An 18,835-nucleotide genomic window follows, 5' to 3' on the forward strand; every position below is an offset into this window, starting at 1 on the left:
GGCGACGCCGAAACGGATGAGGCAAGGTTGCCGCGGTCATGCGGCGTCGATTGCGGGCCCCGTCCGGCGGCCGTGCGGGCACGGGCGGGCAGGGATGCGATGCCACCTTGGCGCATTCAGGTTAAGTCTCGGTGAAACGGACGAGCAAGGGGCGGGCGCTTCACGCTCCACCGGCACCCGTGTCCTTTATGTCCCAGGCATCGATAAATGCGCACTGATTGCCGCAGGCGCTTGCCGCCTGGCCCCCGCGCCCGTAAAAAGGCGGGGTGTGTCGGCCGCTGAAAAGCGCGGCCGTTGCCGTATTCTGCGGCATGTCTTCCAATATGCGATCACGATCCTTCCTCCCGAGATCGTTCGAGAGCGTCGAAACGAGAAACACGATATGCAGTCCTTATACCGTATGGTCGCGTCCGCCGCGGTCTCTGTGAGCCTGCTTCTTGGCAGCGCATCCTATGCCGCAGCCGGCCAGGCGCATTTTGTCGTCAATGCCGAGACCGGCTCGATCCTCGAGGCGGACAATGCCGATGAACTGAACTACCCGGCGTCGCTGACCAAGATGATGACCCTCTATCTCGCTTTTGAAGCGCTGAAGAACGGCACGCTTGCATGGGACCAGAAGCTGACGGTGTCGGAGCATGCCAACAGCCTGGAGCCCTTCAAGCTTGCCGTTGGCGCCGGTCGCCAGATCACGGTGCGCGAGGCGGTCATGGGCATGGTGGTGCTCTCGGCCAATGATGCGGCCGTGGTCATCGGCGAAACGCTCGCCGGCAACGAGCCTGCCTTCGGCACGATGATGACCCGCAAGGCACAGACGCTCGGCATGAGCCGCACGGTGTTCAAGAACGCCAACGGCCTGCCGGATCCGGCCCAGGTGACGACGGCGCGTGACATGGCGACCCTCGGCCTGGCGCTGATGCGCGACTTTCCGCAGGAATTCCAGCTGTTTGCCAACAAGACGATCGAGTTTCGCGGCATGAAGCTGCGCGGCCACAACGGCGTGATGAAGCGCTACGAAGGCGTCGACGGCATCAAGACCGGCTACACCGACGCGTCCGGCTACAATCTCGTGACCTCGGCCAAGCGTGGCGGCACGCGACTCGTCGCCGTTGTCCTGGGCGGCAAGACCGCACAGGCGCGCGACGATGAGATGATCGGCCTGCTCGACAAGTTCCTGCCGCCGAAGGACGAGGCAAGCGCTGCAGGCGTTGCCGAACCGGCCGCTGCTGCGGCGGCGGCGACCACGACGAACTGATTGCACGATCTGTCTTGTTAGGCGGCAGGGCTCTTTTCTCGAGACTCGGTCGTCTAACCGTTCGGCTCGCCGATGAGCGTGAAGGTTTCCCCCTCTCATCGGCTTTAACCCGAGGACTAACCCTCTCCCCGCAGGCGGGGCGAGGGGACGAGAACTGTTGCGGGCCGCCAGAACTTGAGTTGGCGATTCATAAGGTCTTGCAGGAGGGACTTCGGCGTTGCCACGTGTCCCTTCTCCCCGTCAGAACGGGGAGAAGGTGCCGGCAGGCGGATGAGGGGCTTCCTCACCGCGCGGATGAGGCGCGCTTCTCTTGCCGCGTCGAGAAGGGCAGATAGACCGCCCCTCGCAATTTACGCCGCGGCGCGGTCCTCGTGGCTCACCGGCGTCACCATGGCGGCGATGATGGCCGAAAGGTCGAGCGCGCCGATCGGCCGACCATTCGCGTCGACCACATGGGCGCTTGAGACCCGGGCGGCGGTCATGGTGCGGGCCGCCGATTCCAGCACCGTGCCGCTCACCAGAGGCACGCCTTCGGCGTTGCCTGAGAGCGGCCGCATGATCGTCTCGACATTGATGACCCGGCCGCGGTTCACTTCCTTGACGAAGGCGGTGATGTAGTCGTCCGCCGGCGAAAGCACGATTTCCTGGCCGGTGCCCTGCTGCACCACGCGGCCATCACGCAGGATGGCGATCTTGTCTCCAAGCCGCAATGCTTCGTCGAGGTCGTGTGTGATGAAGACGACGGTCTTCTTCAGTTCCTTCTGCAGGTCGAGCAGCACCGTCTGCATGTCGACACGGATCAAGGGATCGAGCGCCGAATAGGCTTCGTCCATCAACAGGATGTCGGCATCGTTGGTCAGCGCCCGGGCGAGGCCCACGCGCTGCTGCATGCCGCCCGAAAGCTGGTTCGGAAAGTGGTTCTCGAAGCCCTTGAGGCCGACACGCTCGATCCAGCCGCGGGCGCGCTTCTCGCTTTCCTTGCGCTCGATGCCCTGGATCTCGAGACCGTAGACGGTGTTGTCGAGCACGGTGCGATGCGGCAGCAGCGCGAACTTCTGGAACACCATCGCCGTCTTGTGGCGGCGGAATTCCCTAAGATCGTTGTCGTTCATCTTGCAGACGTCGACACCGTCATAGAGCACTTCGCCGGCAGTCGGGTCGATCAGCCGGTTGATGTGGCGGATCAGCGTCGACTTGCCGGAGCCGGAGAGCCCCATCACCACCATGACGCCGCCGGCGGGCATGGAGATGTTGATGTCCTGCAGGCCGAGCACGTGACCGTGCTGCTCGTTGAGCTCGGCCTTGCCCATGCCCTTCTTGACCGCATCGACAAAGTCGGCGCCGCGTGGCCCGAAGATCTTGTAGAGGTTCTTCACCTCGATCGCGTGACTAGCCATGGATAACCTCCGAGTGCTTCTGCAGCCGCTTGCCGAAGGCCTGGCTGGTGCGGTCGAAAATGATGGCGATGCCGACGAGGGCAAAACCGTTGAGGAAGCCGACAGTGAAGAACTGGTTGGCGATCGCCTGCAGCACGTTCTTGCCGAGGCCACCGACACCGATCATCGAGGCGACGACAACCATTGCCAGCGACATCATGATCGTCTGGTTGATGCCGGCCATGATGGTCGGCAGTGCCAAGGGCATCTGCACGTTCTTCAGTTTCTGCCAGGTGGAGGAGCCGAAGGCGTCGGCCGCCTCGAGCACTTCCTGGTCGACGAGCCGGATGCCGAGATTGGTCAGCCGGATCATCGGCGGCACGGCATAGATGACGACCGCGATCAGGCCCGGCACCTTGCCGATGCCGAAGATCATCACGACCGGGATCAGGTAGACGAAGCTCGGCATCGTCTGCATGACGTCGAGGACCGGGTTGACGAAGGCCTGCACCCGGTCCGAACGCGCCATCAGGATGCCGATCGGAATGCCGATCAGGATCGAAATGAGCGTACAGACGGTGACCATGGCGAGCGTGATCATCGTGTCGTTCCAAAGCCCGACAAGGCCGATGGCGATCATCGACAGCGCCGTGCCGATGGTGATGGCGATGTTGCGGCTGCCGAAATAGACGACGGCTACCATAAGGACCAGCACGAGGATCCAGGGCGAGCCGACGAACAGGCCCTCGAGATAATTCAGGAACCATTGAAGCGGCTGGACCACGGTATCGATGGCGTCGCCGTAAGAACGGACGAAGCCCTTGAAGCCGTCGTCAATGGTCTTGCGCGCCAGGCGGATCATGCCGTCGTCAATGGCAGGGAACTTGCAGAGCAACTCTGGCAAGACACTGCAGATGGATGCCATTTGTTTCCCCTTCTTGGCCGGAAGTCTTGTTGTCGCCGGTTGCGTCTCGGCACCGACTATCGTCGATGGCTGCGCACACTTGCGGGTGACCTCTTCGGGTCCCGGCGTTTGAAATGTTGTCAGCGAAATGTGGCATCCGCTTTACTGATTGCGACGCGAAGAGCCACGGTTCGCCGCCTCTGGAACGATCTGCGTTCCCTCGCGGGCCGGCACTCCTGTTCCTGACGGAGACCGCCTGCGATGGACAGGCGACCGGCTTGCGCCGCCCGCCTGCCATGCGCTCAGGATCAGAGCGCTGCCTTGACCTTTTCGGCCACTTCCGGGCTCACCCAGGTGGTCCACATGTCCGGGAACTCTTCGAGGAAGTGCTTGGCGGCATCCTCGTTGGTGCCCTGGTTCTGGTCCATCCAGGCGAGAACCTTGTTGACCGTGCCGTTGTCCCACTTGCGTACCTTGACATAGTCCATGGCGACGCTTGCCTTTTCGGAGAACGACTTGGTGACGACGGTATAGACGTCAGAGACCGGATAGGAGTTGACCTTCGGGGTCGGGCAATCCGGAACGGCGGTGCAGGCGTCCCAATCGGCCTTGTTGTGTTCGACGCCGAAGGAGAGCCGGGTCATTTCGTACTTGCCGAGAATGGCGGTCGGTGCCCAGTAATAGCCGAGCCAGCCGGTCTTCTTTTCAAACGCATTGGCGATCGAGCCATCGAGGCCGGCAGCCGAGCCGGTATCGACCAGCACGAAGCCTGCCTTTTCAGCGTCGAGTGCCTTGTAGAGGTTGGCGGTCGAGACCTGGCAGTTCCAGCCGGACGGGCAATTGTGGACCGCAGCCTTGGAGGAATCTTCCGGCGACGGGAACAGTTCGGGGTGCTTCAGCGCGTCCTGAACCGTCTTGATATCCGGATGGGCGTCGGCGATGAACTTCGGGATCCACCATCCTTCGACGCCGCCTTCGCTGAGCAGAGGCGCGGCTTCGATGAGGCGGCCTTCCTTGATCGCGGCGTCGAGCGGCGTGCGCACGGCGTTGACCCACAGTTCCGGCGCCATGTCGGGCTGTGCCTTTTCATTCATCGAGGCGAAGGTCGGCATGGTGTCGCCGGTAACCAGCGTCACGGTGCAGCCGTAACCGTTTTCCAGAATGAACTTGTCCACCTGGGCGGCGACGCCGGCAGAAGCCCAGTTCATTTCGGCAATGCTGACTTCACCACAATCCGCGGCCTGCGCGGAACCCGCCAGGGCATAAAGGCCCGCGGCGAGGACGGTGGAAGCGAGGAGTTTCTTCATGTTGCAAGACCTCCCAGTCTTTTATGCAGCCAACGTTCGAAGGGGCGGTGGGTGCTGCGCATCCCGACACCCGGAGTCCATGTGCAGCTCGGGGTTCGGCGTCAGCCAAGGGTCGCCTCTGCTGCGGGCGGTGGGGAGTTTTCTTCTCGTCCTGGCCGCGGAACCCTGTCGCCGGCCATCTCCTCTTATACCGTCATGCAAGCCTAAGTATTCTCGTTGAGAAATCAACCTCTTCAATCGGAACCCTGCGCGATCGGCGGGGTCTGCGCGTTCTGTCTGCGACATCGCCGTCGCATGCTTTGCGCGCATGAGAGAGGCTCAATTTAAGCAATAGCGACAATTCCTGCCGCAAATTTCGGCGCCGGGCACCGCGTCGTTGCCATGCGTGTCGAGAACGTGACGTTTCCTATCGTGATTGCGTCACCGTAATTGTCGCGCATGTCGCGAAAAAAATTCGAAAAGTGCCGGAATTCATCTTTGGTTAGATCCTCAATAACCATCCGGTAACGATGTCGAGCTAATTGTTCTCTCGCGGCAGGGGAACTGCCGCCGGTCCGGATCAGGTTTTGCGTCCCGGGCTTTGAGCGAACCTTCGGTGTGTTTTTCCGAAGCGACCAGCGTTTTTTGGCGGCCGCATCCCTCGTTTTGAGGTCGATGCGGCCTTCGCATTTCAGGATGTCTTCCATTTTTCCCGCTGGCGTCGGAGCCGGTGTCGTCGGATCTGGTGTCAATGCACATCCGCTCAGCCATTCTGGTCATTGCGCCACCCATCGTCGCCCATAAAAAAACCGCCCCGGGAGGGGCGGTTGGAGAGGCTCCGGGAGGAGAGCTCATAAATGGCGAACTTTGGCAGATCGCAGCTTAGCCGACGTTCGACGTGCGGATGACGCCGAGCGGGCCGAAGGGAGCCGATGCCACGAGGTTTCGCACGCGCGACTGGCTGGAGGGAACCTTGGAGTTCCAGGCGATCTGGACGAAGTTGGGCTTGCTGAAGATGTACAGCATGGACGTGAACCTTGAGAGGCCGGAGGCCTTTGCTCCGGAGCTTGTTGCTATGGCGCTGATATAGGTGTGCGCTGCGAAAAACGGAACACCAAACTCGCCATGCGATGTCGCATTCTGGCTACCGCGAGCGACATTTTCGACAAGCCTTGCAAAGGGGTGACACAATGCGTGAGCGCCCTTGTCCGATTGCGGCGAAATCGTGTCGAAACAGACCTTTGACGGCGGCCGTTTCAGTGTTACCGGTTGTCCCATGACACGCAAAATCATGCTGCAGGGAACCGGCTCGGATGTCGGAAAATCGGTACTGGTGGCGGGGCTCTGCCGGCTCGCTTCCAATCAGGGCCTGAAGGTCCGGCCGTTCAAGCCGCAGAACATGTCGAACAACGCCGCCGTATCCGACGACGGCGGCGAGATCGGCCGGGCGCAATGGCTGCAGGCGCTGGCCGCCCGCGTGCCCTCGTCGGTGCACATGAACCCGGTGCTTTTGAAGCCGCAATCCGACGTCGGCAGCCAGATCGTCGTGCAGGGCAAGGTGGCGGGGCAGGCCAAGGGCCGCGAATATCAGGCGCTCAAACCCAGGCTGCTTGGTGCTGTGATGGAGAGCTTCGAACAGATCTCTACTGGCGCCGATCTGGTGGTGGTCGAGGGCGCGGGCTCTCCGGCCGAAATCAACCTTCGCGCCGGCGATATCGCCAATATGGGTTTTGCCACCCGCGCCGACGTGCCGGTCGTGCTCGTCGGCGACATCGACCGCGGCGGCGTCATCGCTTCGCTGGTCGGCACCCACGCGATTCTGTCCGACGAAGACCGGCGCATGGTGTCAGGATACCTCATCAACAAGTTCCGCGGCGACGTCACGCTGTTTGATGATGGCATTGCCGCCGTCAACCGCTTCACCGGCTGGCCCTGTTTCGGTGTCGTGCCGTGGCTGAAGGCGGCCGCACGGCTGCCGGCCGAGGATTCGGTGGTGCTCGAGAAGCTGACGCGCGGCGAGGGGCGGGCACTGAAGGTCGCAGTGCCCGTACTGTCGCGCATCGCCAATTTCGACGACCTCGACCCGCTGATCGCCGAGCCCGAGGTCGACCTCGTCTTCGTGCGGCCGGGCAGCCCGATCCCTGATGATGCCGGTCTCGTCGTCATCCCCGGCTCGAAATCGACCATTGGCGACCTCATCGATTTCCGCGCTCAGGGTTGGGACCGCGATCTTCAGTGCCATGTGCGCCGCGGCGGCCGGGTCATCGGCATCTGTGGCGGCTACCAGATGCTCGGCCGCAAGGTCACAGATCCGCTCGGCATCGAGGGCGGCGAGCGTGCCGTCGAAGGACTGGGACTGCTCGACGTCGAAACCGAGATGGCGCCGGAAAAGACCGTGCGCAACAGCCGCGCCTGGTCGCTGGAGCACGACGTGGCGCTCGAGGGCTACGAAATCCACCTCGGCCGGACGCAAGGGCCTGATTGTGACCGCCCATCCGTGCGCATCGACAACAGGGCAGACGGCGCGCTGTCTGTCGATGGCCGGGTGATGGGCACCTATCTGCATGGGCTTTTCACCAGCGATGCCTATCGCGCAGCGCTGTTGAAGAGTTTCGGCATCGAAGGCGGCGCCAGCAACTACCGCCAATCGGTCGACGCGGCACTCGATGAAGTCGCAAGCGAACTGGAGGCCGTGCTCGACCAGCGTTGGCTGGATGGGCTGCTTGGGCAGTAGGAATGCTGAAATTCCGAACAATCTTGATTGTGGTGGGCTAGAATGCGCGACGACGTGGCGCTCGATGCCAAGAAATACGACAGGCGGATCCTCCGATGACGGACGAAACCAGACGAACCCATTGGGACGCGGCCTATCGAACCAAAGGTGAGGCGGGCGTCAGCTGGTTCGAGGATAAGCCGGCTGTCTCCCTCGATCTTATCCGGAAATATGCACCCGTTCGGTCGTCGTCGCTGATCGATATCGGCGGCGGCGCCTCGCGGCTGGTCGATACGCTGCTTGACGAAGGCGCGAACGCGGTCACCGTGCTCGATCTGTCACCGGCAGCACTCGAAGCCGCCAGGGCAAGGCTTGGAGCTCGGGCCGGCCGCGTGCAATGGCTCGCCGCCGATGTGACCGTATGGACACCGGACCACGCCTACGACCTCTGGCATGACCGCGCCGCATTCCATTTTCTGACGGATCCGGTCGACCGGGCCGCCTATGTCGAGCGGCTGACGGCGGCTGTCAAACCGGGCGGATATGCAATCATCGCCACCTTTGCACCTGATGGCCCCGAGCGTTGCAGTGGCTTGCCGGTGGTGCGCTACGATGCGGCGACGCTTGGCCGCGTTATCGGGCCCTCTTTCCGGCTGGTCGAAGCATTGCGGCATGACCACCAGACACCCTCGAAGACGTTGCAGGCCTTTCAATTCAGCGTATGGCAGCGGCTAAGCGGCTAGCGCGGGCATCGACAAAACGTCGCGTGGCGCAACTCGGCCGGGGAGGCGTCGCAAGCGTCGATTGACTTTGCGCGGGCTGCTTCCTAATCATCGGATGTTGGATGGTTCCTCCGCGTCGTGGCGACACGGGGGAATAATTGGGAATGTGACGGATGGACCCAAATCGGGCATCCTTATCGCAGCCGACCCCGCGACTGTAGAACGGTCAGGGTTCGCCATCGGGCTCAAGCTCAGCTTTGTCAGGCGATTGCATGGTGCAGTCGACGCCAAGATTGGGATCGAGCCGGAAAAGCCACTGGCGTGGCATCGTGATCAGCCGGGTTGGACGCCTCTTCTTCTACGAATCGTCCGCCTTTCACGAACTTTAAAAAACGCCGGGAAGGTGAGGCGGGCCGCTCGGGTCCTGACATCGGAACCTCGCTCCATTGGGGCGAGGCGATGCTGGGCCCCGTGACTCCGTGAGCCAGGAGACCTGCCATCCGGCATGGGCATTCCGCCCGGGGAGATGATTTGTCTCCAACGCCATCACGGAGGTTGTTTTGGCTTTCAGATATTTCCCCCAACGCGCCGCCGGTGCGTCGATTGGCTGTTGCCATCAATCGCTGACCTTTGCGTCTTGAGGCAGCGACGATGAGCAATCCCAGCGCCGGACCCGTCCTGGTCCTTGGCGGCGCCCGTTCCGGCAAATCCAGCTTCTCCGAGAAGCTCGTCGAAGCGTCCGGTCTCGCCAGACATTATGTCGCCACCGGCCGCGCTTGGGACGGCGAAATGCGCGAACGCATCGACCTTCACCGGACGCGCCGAGGAGAGGGCTGGACGACGCATGAGGAGCCGGTCGACCTCGTCGGCGTGCTCCAGCGCATCGATGATCCTGGCCATGTCGTCTTGATCGACTGCCTGACCCTGTGGGTCACCAATCTCATGCTCGAGGAGCGCGACATCGAGGCGGAGTTCGCGAGCCTTGCCGCGTACCTTCCGCAAGCGCGGGCGCGCCTTGTCCTTGTTTCCAACGAGGTCGGCCTCGGCATCGTGCCCGAGAACCGCATGGCGCGCGAGTTTCGCGACCATGCCGGCCGGCTTCACCAGATCGTTGCGGAGAAATCCGCTGAAGTTTACTTTATCGCGGCCGGTTTGCCGCTGAAAATGAAGGGTTGAATAATGACCACCGCAAGAACCAGCCATGGCAAGATCCCGGCGACCGTCATCACCGGCTTCCTTGGCGCCGGCAAGACGACGATGATCCGCAACCTGCTGCAGAACGCCGACGGCAAGCGCATCGCGCTGATCATCAACGAGTTCGGCGATCTCGGCGTCGACGGCGATGTCTTGAAGGGCTGCGGTGCCGAGGCCTGCACCGAGGACGATATCATCGAACTCACCAATGGCTGCATCTGCTGCACGGTCGCCGACGATTTCATCCCGACGATGACCAAGCTGCTTGAGCGCGAAAACCGTCCGGATCATATCATCATCGAGACCTCGGGCCTGGCGCTGCCGCAGCCGCTGATTGCTGCCTTCAACTGGCCGGATATCCGCAGCGAAGTCACCGTCGATGGCGTCGTGACTGTCGTCGACAGCGCCGCCGTTGCCGCCGGCCGCTTTGCCGATGACCACGACAAGGTCGATGCGCTGCGCGTCGAGGACGACAATCTCGACCATGAAAGCCCGATCGAGGAACTGTTCGAGGACCAACTGACGGCTGCCGACCTCATCGTGCTCAACAAGACCGACCTGATCGACGCTTCCGGCCTCAAGGCCGTGCGCGACGAGGTCTCCTCGCGCACCAGCCGCAAGCCGGCCATGATCGAAGCGAAGAACGGCGAAGTCGCCGCCGCCATCCTGCTCGGCCTCGGCGTCGGCACGGAAAGCGATATCGCCAACCGCAAGTCGCACCACGAGATGGAGCATGAGGCCGGCGAGGAGCACGACCACGACGAGTTCGACAGCTTCGTCGTCGAGCTCGGCGCCATTGCCGATCCGGCCGCCTTCATCGATCGCCTGAAGGTCGTGATCGCCGAGCACGACGTGCTGCGCCTCAAGGGCTTTGCCGATGTGCCCGGCAAGCCGATGCGCCTTTTGATCCAGGCGGTCGGCGCCCGCATCGACCAGTATTACGACCGTGCCTGGGCTGCCGGCGAAAGGCGCGGCACGCGCCTCGTCGTCATCGGCCTGCACGACATGGACGAGGCCGCGGTTCGCGCTGCCATTGCCGCACTCGTCTGATCCTTCTTTGAAGGGAACGATCTAACGCATTGAAATGATGCAGTTCCGGACGAAAGCCGCTTCACGCGACTTCGTTCGGGATTGCTCGAACGGACAAGACGAATGCATCTGCTTCTCGCCCAGAAAGGAACGATCGCCGACGGCAACGAGGCGATCGACCTCGGGCAAACGCCGGCCGACATCCTGTTCCTGTCTGCCGCCGACACCGAGCTCTCCTCGATCGCCGCCGCCCATGGCCGCCGCGACGGTGGCCTGAGTCTGCGCATCGCCAGCCTCATGAGCCTGATGCACCCCATGTCGGTCGACACCTATGTCGAGCGCACGGCGCGGCATGCGAAGCTGATCGTGGTTCGGCCGCTCGGTGGCGCCAGTTATTTCCGCTATCTGCTCGAAGCCCTCCATGCCGCCGCCGTGACCCACCGGTTCCAGATCGCGGTGCTGCCCGGCGACGACAAGCCAGACCCGGGCCTCGAGCCCTTCTCCACTGCTGCAGCCGATGATCGTCAGCGCCTCTGGGCCTATTTCACCGAAGGCGGCGCCGACAATGCCGGCCTGTTCCTCGACTATGCCGAGGCGCTGGTAACGGGCGCCGAGAAGCCTCAGCCGGCCAAGCCTTTGCTGAAGGCCGGCATCTGGTGGCCGGGCAGAGGCGTGATCGGGACTGCCGAATGGTTGGAGATGGTTGGTCGCGCTGCTGCCCGCCAGGCCGACAGGGTGGCAGTCGAACCTACGGTCGCCGTCTGCTTCTACCGCGCCCTCGTCCAGAGCGGCGAGACGCGGCCGGTGGAAGCGCTGATCGATGCTCTGGCCGTCCAAGGTGTCCGGGCACTGCCGGTCTTCGTCTCCAGCCTCAAGGATGCGGTGTCCGTCGGCACGCTGCAGGCGATTTTCGCCGAGGCCGCGCCCGACGTGGTGATGAACGCCACCGGCTTTGCCGTTTCCTCGCCCGGCGCCGACCGGCAGCCGACGGTCTTGGAATCAACCGGCGCGCCGGTGCTGCAGGTGATCTTCTCCGGCTCGTCCCGGGCGCAGTGGGAAACCTCGCCGCAGGGGCTGATGGCGCGCGATCTCGCGATGAACGTCGCCTTGCCCGAAGTCGACGGCCGCATTCTCGCCCGCGCCGTCTCGTTCAAGGCTGCGTCGATCTATGACGCCAAGGTCGAAGCCAATATCGTCGGGCATGAGCCGCTCGAAGACCGGGTACGCTTTGCCGCAAGCCTTGCCGTCAACTGGGCGAAGCTGCGCCGGGCAAAACCTGCCGAACGGCGCATCGCCATCGTCATGGCCAACTATCCGAACCGCGACGGTCGCCTCGGCAATGGCGTCGGGCTCGACACGCCGGCCGGTACCGTCGAGGTGCTGCGGGCGATGTCGCGCGAAGGTTATTCGGTCGGCGAGGTGCCCGAAGACGGCGACGCGCTGATGCGCTACCTGATGGCCGGGCCGACCAATGCAGCAGGCCGCGACCGCGAAATCCGCGAGAGGATTTCGCTCAGCGATTACAAGGCTTTCTTCGATTCGCTTCCGAAACAGATAAAGGATGAAGTGAGCGGCCGCTGGGGTTCACCAGAAGCCGATCCGTTCTTCCTCGATGGAGCCTTTGCGCTGCCGCTTGCCCGCTTCGGCGAGGTCATCGTCGGCATTCAGCCGGCGCGCGGCTACAATATCGATCCGAAGGAAAGCTACCATTCGCCGGATCTCGTGCCGCCGCATGGCTATCTCGCCTTCTATGCTTTCCTCCGCCAGCAATTCGCAGCGCAGGCGATCGTGCATATGGGCAAGCACGGCAATCTCGAATGGCTGCCGGGCAAGGCGCTGGCGCTGTCTGAAACCTGCTATCCCGAGGCGATTTTCGGACCGCTGCCGCATATTTATCCCTTCATCGTCAACGATCCGGGCGAAGGCACGCAGGCCAAGCGCCGCACCAGCGCCGTCATCATCGACCACCTGACGCCACCTCTAACGCGCGCCGAATCCTACGGGCCGCTCAAGGACCTAGAAGCGCTGGTGGACGAATATTACGACGCCGCCGGTGGCGATCCCCGGCGCCTGCGGCTGCTCAGCCGCCAGATCCTCGACCTCGTGCGCGACATCGGCCTCGACAGCGACGCCGGCATCGACAAGGGAGACAGCGACGACAAGGCGCTGGAAAAGCTCGACGCCTATCTCTGCGACCTCAAGGAAATGCAGATCCGCGACGGCCTGCACATTTTCGGCGTGGCGCCGGAGGGGCGTTTGCTGACGGATCTGACCGTGGCGCTGGCGCGCGTTCCGCGCGGGCTCGGCGAGGGCGGCGATCAGAGCCTGCAGCGGGCGATCGCGGCGGATGCGGGGTTGAGGGGCGCTGAGCGCGAGATCGCTCCCGAAGGACAATCCTTCGACCCGCTCGATTGCGTGATGTCGGACGCCTGGATCGGCTCGAAACCGGCAATTCTTGCCGACCTCTTGGACGCCCCCTGGCGCACCAATGGCGACACAGTCGAACGCATCGAGTTGCTGGCCGCAAAACTCGTCTCGGGCGAGCAGTCTTGCCCCAATGGCTGGGTCCACACCCGCGCCGTGCTCGATGAAATCGAGACCCGCCTCAAACCCTCGATTTCCGGCTCCGGCACCGCCGAAATGGCGGGCTTCCTCACCGGCCTCGACGGCCGCTTTGTCGCGCCCGGACCCTCCGGCGCACCGACACGTGGCCGCCCCGATGTGCTGCCGACCGGCCGCAATTTCTACTCGGTCGACAGCCGCTCGGTGCCGACGCCGGCTGCCTATGAGCTCGGCAAGAAATCGGCCGAACTGCTGATCCGCCGCTATCTGCAGGACCATGGCGAGTGGCCGTCCTCCTTCGGCTTGACCGCCTGGGGCACGGCCAACATGCGCACTGGTGGTGACGACATCGCCCAGGCGCTGGCGCTGATCGGCGCCAAGCCTGTCTGGGACATGGTCTCGCGCCGGGTGACGGGCTATGAGATCGTGCCCCTTGCCATGCTCGGGCGGCCGCGTGTCGATGTGACCTTGCGCATTTCCGGCTTCTTCCGCGATGCCTTCCCGGAACAGATCGCCCTCTTCGACAAGGCGATCCGGGCTGTGGGCGCGCTGGAAGAGGACGATGCCGACAACATGATCGCCGCGCGCATGCGGGCCGAATCCCGGCGGCTGGAGGCCGAAGGCGTGGAGACTGCCGAGGCCGCCCGCCGCGCCTCCTACCGCGTCTTCGGTGCCAAGCCCGGTGCCTATGGCGCCGGCCTGCAGGCGCTGATCGACGAGAAGGGTTGGGAAACCAAGGCCGATCTTGCCGAGGCGTATCTCACCTGGGGCGCCTATGCCTATGGCGCCGGCGAGGAGGGCAAGGCCGAGCGCGACCTTTTCGAAGAACGCCTGCGCACGATCGAGGCGGTGGTGCAGAACCAGGACAACCGCGAGCACGACCTGCTCGACAGCGACGATTACTACCAGTTCGAAGGCGGCATGAGCGCTGCCGCCGAACATCTCGGCGGCACCCGGCCTGCGATCTACCACAACGACCATTCCCGGCCGGAAAAGCCGGTCATTCGCTCACTGGAGGAAGAGATCGGCCGTGTGGTCCGGGCGCGCGTCGTCAATCCCAAGTGGATCGATGGCGTCATGCGCCACGGCTACAAGGGTGCCTTCGAGATCGCCGCGACGGTCGATTACATGTTCGCCTTTGCCGCGACCACCGGTGCTGTGCGCGACCATCACTTCGAGGCGGCCTATCAGGCCTTCATCGTCGACGAGCGCGTGGCCGATTTCTTGCGGGACAAGAACCCGGCCGCCTTTGCCGAGCTTGCCGATCGCTTCCTCGAAGCGATCGACCGCAATCTCTGGACCCCGCGCTCGAACTCGGCGCGCTTTGAACTTGCCGCCATCGGCACGGCCGCAACCCGGCTTCGCGCCGGCAATGAATAGAGCGGTTCCGGGCGAGGTTTTCGTCCGGAATTGCGTGGAAGCAAAGATCTGGTTCCGTTTCGCTGTTCACTGAAGCACGGAACAGAACCGGAGCGGGACGAGGCTCCGCCCATCCCGCGAATTCAAGAGCTGAGGGAGTTATCATGAGCGACGAGACGACAGTAGGCGGCGAAGCCCCGGCCGAGAAGGATGATGCCCGCCACGCCATGAAGATGGCGAAGAAGAAGGCGGCGCGCGAAAAGATCATGGCGACCAAGACCGACGAGAAGGGTCTGATCATCGTCAACACCGGCAAGGGCAAGGGTAAGTCAACCGCCGGCTTCGGCATGATCTTCCGCCATATCGCCCATGGCATGCCCTGCGCCGTCGTGCAGTTCATCAAGGGCGCCATGGCGACCGGTGAGCGTGAGCTGATCGAAAAGCATTTTGGTGATGTCTGCCAGTTCTACACGCTCGGCGAGGGCTTCACCTGGGAAACGCAGGATCGTGCCCGCGACGTCGCGATGGCCGAGAAGGCTTGGGAAAAGGCCAAGGAACTGATCCGCGACGAGCGCAACTCGATGGTGCTGCTCGACGAGATCAACATCGCGCTGCGCTACGACTATATCGACGTCGCCGAAGTCGTGCGCTTCCTGAAGGAAGAAAAGCCGCACATGACCCACGTGGTCCTGACCGGCCGCAACGCCAAGGAAGACCTGATCGAGATCGCCGATCTCGTCACCGAAATGGAGCTGATCAAGCATCCATTCCGCTCCGGCATCAAGGCGCAGCAGGGCGTCGAGTTCTGATGAGCCAGAGTTGGCAGTCTCTACAGCGCCGCGCGTCCTTTGGGCGCGCAAAGGTCGCTGTAGCATTTTAGAATCTGCATGATTTTTCCCTTAAATCGGCAGGCGATTAAGGGATCATGCAGTGCGCTGCTCTCGGCGGCCTTTGCTGCGCTCACGGCCATCTTCGCCAAGGTCGGCGTCGCGCAGGTCAATTCCGACTTCGCGACGCTGATTAGAACCGTCGTCATTCTCTTCGTGCTCGCCGGCATCGTGGCGGCGACCGGGCACTGGCAGAAACCGTCGGAAGTTCCTGGCCGCACCTGGCTGTTCCTCGCGCTGTCGGGTCTTGCCACCGGCGCCTCCTGGCTTGCCTATTTCCGCGCGCTCAAGCTCGGCGACGCCGCCCGCGTCGCCCCGATCGACAAGCTCTCGATCGTCATGGTCGCGATCTTCGGTGTCTTGTTCCTTGGCGAAAAGCTCAACCTGATGAATTGGCTTGGGGTTGTGTTTATTGCGGCCGGTGCGCTGCTGCTGGCGGTGTTTTGAGGCTGGCCGTCTTCGCGCGGGGGGCGAGCACGCGAACGCTTCCGTTGAAATCAGACCCACCGGCGAACGCGCCCGCAATAGGCGGTGTAGGCTTCGCCGAACGAACGGGAGAGATGCGTCTCTTCCATGCGGATCTGGTAGGAGATCGAGATCCAGGCGGAAAGGGCGAGCGCCACCGAGACGACGTTGGGAACCGAAAGCACGCTGCCGATCAGTGCTGAGACCATGCCGACATAGATCGGGTTGCGGGAGAAGGCGTAGAGGCCTGAGGTGACGAGAGGCGCGTCCTGCTTTTCGGGGATACCGATCTTCCAGGAATGGCGCATCGTCCATTGCGACAGCATCGTCAGGAAGCCGCCGAGTGCCATCAGCACGAGACCGGCGGCATGAAGCAGCGGCTTGTCGAGCACCGGGATCCGGCCGAGCGAGGCGCTCACGGCTTCGGGAAAGGCGGCGACCGCCAGGAGATGAATGACCAGCGCCCCGACGATCATACGAAAGAGCTTGCCGGCAAAGCCTTCCGCATCGTCGCCATAGGTTAGAACGACGGGCGAGCGGCCGGATTGCACGCGGCGCAGGAGCACCAGCGCCAGGGTAAACAGCCCGACGACGAGCATCAGGATGGCGGGAAGGGTGGTTGACATCGGAACCTCGGCAGCAAACGGAATGACAGCGTGACGCTTGCCGGGCAGGTGGTTCTTTGTGACCGTCGCCTGCCACTAGCGAAGCATTTGCGCCACTCTGCAATCTCTAGTGGCTTGAGATTCAAGGGCGCGATCTGCTCGGCTTTTGTGTTGGTTACCGGATTTTCACCAGCGATCTGCCGTCTTGACACCCGCAGGGCCCTGGCACCGGCGTCACCCTATCCCGCCATGGTCGCCGACTGCCGAAAATCATTCGTATACCTTCGTCGCACGCGCTTGATGGACTCCATGCGCGCATCCATTTAAGGGCTCACCATTATCTAAATAGCGGGTGAACCTTGAAGATCGCTTTCAGAATTGCGGTTGCTGCCGCATCGGTCTTTCTGTTCGTGTCGTCCGGTGACGCGGGCTTTTCCCAAACAACGAAGGCCGGGGCTTCCAGGACCGAGGTCTCGACAACAAAGGCGAAGGCGACCCCCAAGCCCAAGACCAGTCGTAAGCAGAAGGCGGCGGATGAAGCCAAGGCCAAGGCGCTCGCCGAGGCTCGCCGTCCGCGGATCTGCGAGACGCGCAACACTCAGTGCAACTATGGCGCGGGCGCCGTGGGGGAACCGTGTTCGTGTTGGTCGAAGACCGGTGCGCCCGATGCCGGCCTGACAGCGAGACGATGACCCAACCTGGGCGCGGTCGAGGGGCCTCCGAATGGCGAGGTCAAAACCGGGTCAAAGCCCCAGCCACATCCTCAGCGGATGCGTCGGATCGGCCAATAGCCGGATGGCAAGGGCGATCGAGACGACGACGAGCAGCGGCTTGATGATCTTGGCGCCCTTGGCCATGGCGTAGCGTGAGCCGACCTGGGCGCCGAGGAACTGGCCGACACCCATCATCAGGCCGACCTTCCAGAGGATGGCGCCGAAGGAAAGAAACACGGCAAAGGCGCCGATGTTGGAGCCGAAGTTCAGGAACTTCGTGTGCGCCGTCGCCTTGAGCACGCCGAATCCGGCAAGCGTGACGAAGCCGAGCATGAAGAAGGAGCCGGTGCCCGGGCCGAAGACGCCGTCGTAAAAGCCGATCAGCGGCACCAGCGTCAGCGTGAAGACGAAGGGGGTGATGCGGCGGTGCTGGTCGACGTCCCCCATGTTCGGCTTCAGGCCGAAATAAAGCGCGATGGCAATCAGCAGGAAGGGCAGGATCGCTTTCAGCACGTCGCCGGGGACGACGGTGGCGAGAAGCGCCCCAAACACTGAGCCCAGAGCCGACATCAGCGCCATCGGCAATTGCTCCTTCAGGTTCACGTGGCCCTTGCGCGCATAGGAAAGGCTCGCCGAGCCCGAGCCGAACAGCGACTGCAGCTTGTTGGTCCCGAGCGTCTGCAGGGGCGGGATACCGGCAATCAGCATCGCCGGAATGGTGATCATGCCGCCACCGCCGGCAATCGAATCGATGAAGCCGGCAACGAAGGCAGCAACGAACAGGAAGACGAGCAGGTGGAGGGCGAGATCTTGCACGGGCGGGACTCAAAGAAAGGGCGGAACGAGGCGTCGAGGGGCTTTGCGCCTTGTGTCAGAGCCCGCAGCGAAATGCAAAGCCTTCTGACGCGGTGCGATCGCGATGCTTGCCGGGCGCGGCGGAAACTTTCGGAAAATCAGAACCTTGTGCTCAGTCGTTGGGTTTTCGGATTGAGGTGCACGCGCCGGGCCATCGGCCGGATCCGGCATTGCACGCGTTTGGCCGACGGGCATCGTCTTTCCCCAAACGCGACATGCCGATGGCGCAATCCGGTTTGACCGCCTCTCGACGCTTAGGTAAAAATGACAGCCATGCGACGGCGTCCGCTTTGGCGGACTGAAAAAGCGTCCGGTGCGGCCGACCCAGAAAGGGGGCTCTTAACCGGTGCTGTCCAGATCGGCTCGGGAATGGTTCATTCCCGCCGGCGCTTCGTTAAGAAGAACCGACGAAGGGGGCCGGCCATCGTGCCATCGGAACGCAGCGGATCAGCAAGCAATACAGCCGAAAGTGCGGCTCTCGTGCTCGGGCTTGGCTGCGAGCGCGGTACGCCGCCTGAGCAGGTGATCGCGCTTGCGGAACGCGCCATGGCCGATGCCGGTGCCGATGTTGCCGATCTGCGGCTGGTCGCCTCGCTCGATGCCCGTGCCAAGGAGCCGGCTATCCTGGCAGCCGCTGCGCATTTTTCCGTTCCGGCCGCCTTCTACGACGCAGCGACGCTGGAAGCGGAAGCCTCGCGGCTTGAGAATCCCTCCGAGGTGGTTTTCGCCTATACCGGCTGCCATGGCGTGGCCGAAGGGGCAGCCCTCGTCGGCGCCGGTCGTGATGCCGTGCTGATCGTGCCGAAGATCACCTCGGCCCATGCAACGGCGGCGCTGGCAGGCCCGGCAGCGATGGCCGAAATGCCGCGTCGCCAAGCTGCGGGGCGTGTCTGATGCGTTCTTATGTTGTTGA

General features: G+C 63.1%; 17 protein-coding genes. 10 read left to right on the plus strand and 7 right to left on the minus strand.

Annotation, left to right across the window (positions count from 1 at the left end; translation table 11 throughout):
- The first annotated feature begins 382 nt into the window (after positions 1 to 382).
- Complete coding sequence (locus MKZ91_RS02100; RefSeq protein WP_336167465.1) at positions 383 to 1,252, plus strand: D-alanyl-D-alanine carboxypeptidase family protein; 870 nt, start codon at positions 383 to 385, stop codon at positions 1,250 to 1,252.
- Positions 1,253 to 1,602: 350 nt separating this feature from the next.
- On the opposite strand, the gene MKZ91_RS02105 is transcribed toward MKZ91_RS02100, so the two are convergent.
- The 5 genes from MKZ91_RS02105 to MKZ91_RS02125 form a co-directional block, all read right to left on the minus strand.
- Positions 1,603 to 2,649: a quaternary amine ABC transporter ATP-binding protein gene (locus MKZ91_RS02105; protein ID WP_336167466.1), complete on the minus strand. Its 1,047-nt coding sequence runs from the start codon at positions 2,647 to 2,649 to the stop codon at positions 1,603 to 1,605.
- Positions 2,642 to 3,553: an ABC transporter permease gene (locus MKZ91_RS02110; RefSeq protein WP_336167468.1), complete on the minus strand. Its 912-nt coding sequence runs from the start codon at positions 3,551 to 3,553 to the stop codon at positions 2,642 to 2,644. The genes MKZ91_RS02105 and MKZ91_RS02110 overlap by 8 nt, the downstream gene beginning before the upstream one ends.
- A gap of 287 nt (positions 3,554 to 3,840) precedes the next feature.
- A complete protein-coding gene (locus tag MKZ91_RS02115) occupies positions 3,841 to 4,839 on the minus strand; it encodes an ABC transporter substrate-binding protein (RefSeq protein ID WP_336167469.1) in 999 nt (332 codons plus the stop codon).
- A 323-nt stretch (positions 4,840 to 5,162) separates the two neighbouring features.
- Positions 5,163 to 5,525 carry a hypothetical protein gene (locus tag MKZ91_RS02120; RefSeq protein WP_336167471.1) on the minus strand — a complete coding sequence of 121 codons (363 nt, stop codon included), beginning with the start codon at positions 5,523 to 5,525 and terminating at the stop codon, positions 5,163 to 5,165.
- Positions 5,526 to 5,700: 175 nt separating this feature from the next.
- The gene (locus tag MKZ91_RS02125; RefSeq protein ID WP_336167473.1) at positions 5,701 to 5,844 is read right to left on the minus strand and encodes a hypothetical protein; all 144 of its coding nucleotides are present in this window, start codon (positions 5,842 to 5,844) and stop codon (positions 5,701 to 5,703) included.
- A gap of 250 nt (positions 5,845 to 6,094) precedes the next feature.
- On the opposite strand from MKZ91_RS02125, the gene MKZ91_RS02130 reads away from it, so the two are divergent.
- The 7 genes from MKZ91_RS02130 to MKZ91_RS02160 all read left to right on the plus strand — a co-directional run bounded on the left by MKZ91_RS02130 (position 6,095) and on the right by MKZ91_RS02160 (position 15,731).
- Entirely contained in the window at positions 6,095 to 7,552 is a 1,458-nt protein-coding gene (locus MKZ91_RS02130; protein WP_336167475.1) for a cobyric acid synthase, read from the plus strand.
- A 95-nt stretch (positions 7,553 to 7,647) separates the two neighbouring features.
- Positions 7,648 to 8,274 (plus strand): class I SAM-dependent methyltransferase, encoded by a 627-nt coding sequence (locus tag MKZ91_RS02135; RefSeq protein WP_336167477.1) that lies wholly within the window; start codon positions 7,648 to 7,650, stop codon positions 8,272 to 8,274.
- Between the two features lie 630 nt (positions 8,275 to 8,904).
- The gene (gene cobU / locus MKZ91_RS02140) at positions 8,905 to 9,429 is read left to right on the plus strand and encodes a bifunctional adenosylcobinamide kinase/adenosylcobinamide-phosphate guanylyltransferase (RefSeq protein ID WP_336167478.1); all 525 of its coding nucleotides are present in this window, start codon (positions 8,905 to 8,907) and stop codon (positions 9,427 to 9,429) included.
- Positions 9,430 to 9,432: 3 nt separating this feature from the next.
- Entirely contained in the window at positions 9,433 to 10,497 is a 1,065-nt protein-coding gene (gene cobW, locus MKZ91_RS02145; RefSeq protein WP_336167480.1) for a cobalamin biosynthesis protein CobW, read from the plus strand.
- A gap of 102 nt (positions 10,498 to 10,599) precedes the next feature.
- Positions 10,600 to 14,418 (plus strand): cobaltochelatase subunit CobN, encoded by a 3,819-nt coding sequence (cobN, locus tag MKZ91_RS02150; RefSeq protein ID WP_336167482.1) that lies wholly within the window; start codon positions 10,600 to 10,602, stop codon positions 14,416 to 14,418.
- A gap of 143 nt (positions 14,419 to 14,561) precedes the next feature.
- Positions 14,562 to 15,206: a cob(I)yrinic acid a,c-diamide adenosyltransferase gene (cobO, locus tag MKZ91_RS02155; RefSeq protein ID WP_043617391.1), complete on the plus strand. Its 645-nt coding sequence runs from the start codon at positions 14,562 to 14,564 to the stop codon at positions 15,204 to 15,206.
- A gap of 78 nt (positions 15,207 to 15,284) precedes the next feature.
- On the plus strand, positions 15,285 to 15,731 hold the full coding sequence (locus MKZ91_RS02160; protein WP_336167488.1) for an EamA family transporter: 447 nt from the start codon (positions 15,285 to 15,287) through the stop codon (positions 15,729 to 15,731).
- A 50-nt stretch (positions 15,732 to 15,781) separates the two neighbouring features.
- Here the strand turns inward: MKZ91_RS02160 and MKZ91_RS02165 are convergent, their stop codons facing one another.
- On the minus strand, positions 15,782 to 16,375 hold the full coding sequence (locus MKZ91_RS02165; protein WP_336167490.1) for a methyltransferase family protein: 594 nt from the start codon (positions 16,373 to 16,375) through the stop codon (positions 15,782 to 15,784).
- Positions 16,376 to 16,713: 338 nt separating this feature from the next.
- On the opposite strand from MKZ91_RS02165, the gene MKZ91_RS02170 reads away from it, so the two are divergent.
- Positions 16,714 to 17,046 carry a hypothetical protein gene (locus MKZ91_RS02170; RefSeq protein ID WP_336167492.1) on the plus strand — a complete coding sequence of 111 codons (333 nt, stop codon included), beginning with the start codon at positions 16,714 to 16,716 and terminating at the stop codon, positions 17,044 to 17,046.
- A 51-nt stretch (positions 17,047 to 17,097) separates the two neighbouring features.
- Here MKZ91_RS02170 and MKZ91_RS02175 read toward each other — a convergent pair whose 3' ends face one another.
- Complete coding sequence (locus MKZ91_RS02175; RefSeq protein ID WP_336167494.1) at positions 17,098 to 17,883, minus strand: TSUP family transporter; 786 nt, start codon at positions 17,881 to 17,883, stop codon at positions 17,098 to 17,100.
- A 465-nt stretch (positions 17,884 to 18,348) separates the two neighbouring features.
- Between MKZ91_RS02175 and MKZ91_RS02180 the strand changes: the two genes are divergently transcribed.
- Positions 18,349 to 18,816, plus strand: coding sequence for a cobalamin biosynthesis protein (locus MKZ91_RS02180; RefSeq protein ID WP_336167496.1), 468 nt, complete (start codon positions 18,349 to 18,351; stop codon positions 18,814 to 18,816).
- Positions 18,817 to 18,835 lie beyond the last annotated feature (19 nt).

Origin of the sequence: Ensifer sp. MJa1, assembly GCF_037026475.1 — a bacterium.
Lineage (GTDB): Bacteria > Pseudomonadota > Alphaproteobacteria > Rhizobiales > Rhizobiaceae > Ensifer.

Excerpts from the sequence above, each read along its gene's own strand:
- MKZ91_RS02100 (WP_336167465.1), top strand. The coding sequence starts at position 383 with ATGCAGTCCTTATACCGTATGGTCGCGTCCGCCGCGGTCTCTGTGAGC.
- MKZ91_RS02105 (WP_336167466.1), bottom strand. The coding sequence starts at position 2,649 with ATGGCTAGTCACGCGATCGAGGTGAAGAACCTCTACAAGATCTTCGGG.
- MKZ91_RS02110 (WP_336167468.1), bottom strand. The coding sequence starts at position 3,553 with ATGGCATCCATCTGCAGTGTCTTGCCAGAGTTGCTCTGCAAGTTCCCT.
- MKZ91_RS02115 (WP_336167469.1), bottom strand. The coding sequence starts at position 4,839 with ATGAAGAAACTCCTCGCTTCCACCGTCCTCGCCGCGGGCCTTTATGCC.
- MKZ91_RS02120 (WP_336167471.1), bottom strand. The coding sequence starts at position 5,525 with ATGGAAGACATCCTGAAATGCGAAGGCCGCATCGACCTCAAAACGAGG.
- MKZ91_RS02125 (WP_336167473.1), bottom strand. The coding sequence starts at position 5,844 with ATGCTGTACATCTTCAGCAAGCCCAACTTCGTCCAGATCGCCTGGAAC.
- MKZ91_RS02130 (WP_336167475.1), top strand. The coding sequence starts at position 6,095 with ATGACACGCAAAATCATGCTGCAGGGAACCGGCTCGGATGTCGGAAAA.
- MKZ91_RS02135 (WP_336167477.1), top strand. The coding sequence starts at position 7,648 with ATGACGGACGAAACCAGACGAACCCATTGGGACGCGGCCTATCGAACC.
- cobU (WP_336167478.1), top strand. The coding sequence starts at position 8,905 with ATGAGCAATCCCAGCGCCGGACCCGTCCTGGTCCTTGGCGGCGCCCGT.
- cobW (WP_336167480.1), top strand. The coding sequence starts at position 9,433 with ATGACCACCGCAAGAACCAGCCATGGCAAGATCCCGGCGACCGTCATC.
- cobN (WP_336167482.1), top strand. The coding sequence starts at position 10,600 with ATGCATCTGCTTCTCGCCCAGAAAGGAACGATCGCCGACGGCAACGAG.
- cobO (WP_043617391.1), top strand. The coding sequence starts at position 14,562 with ATGAGCGACGAGACGACAGTAGGCGGCGAAGCCCCGGCCGAGAAGGAT.
- MKZ91_RS02160 (WP_336167488.1), top strand. The coding sequence starts at position 15,285 with ATGATTTTTCCCTTAAATCGGCAGGCGATTAAGGGATCATGCAGTGCG.
- MKZ91_RS02165 (WP_336167490.1), bottom strand. The coding sequence starts at position 16,375 with ATGTCAACCACCCTTCCCGCCATCCTGATGCTCGTCGTCGGGCTGTTT.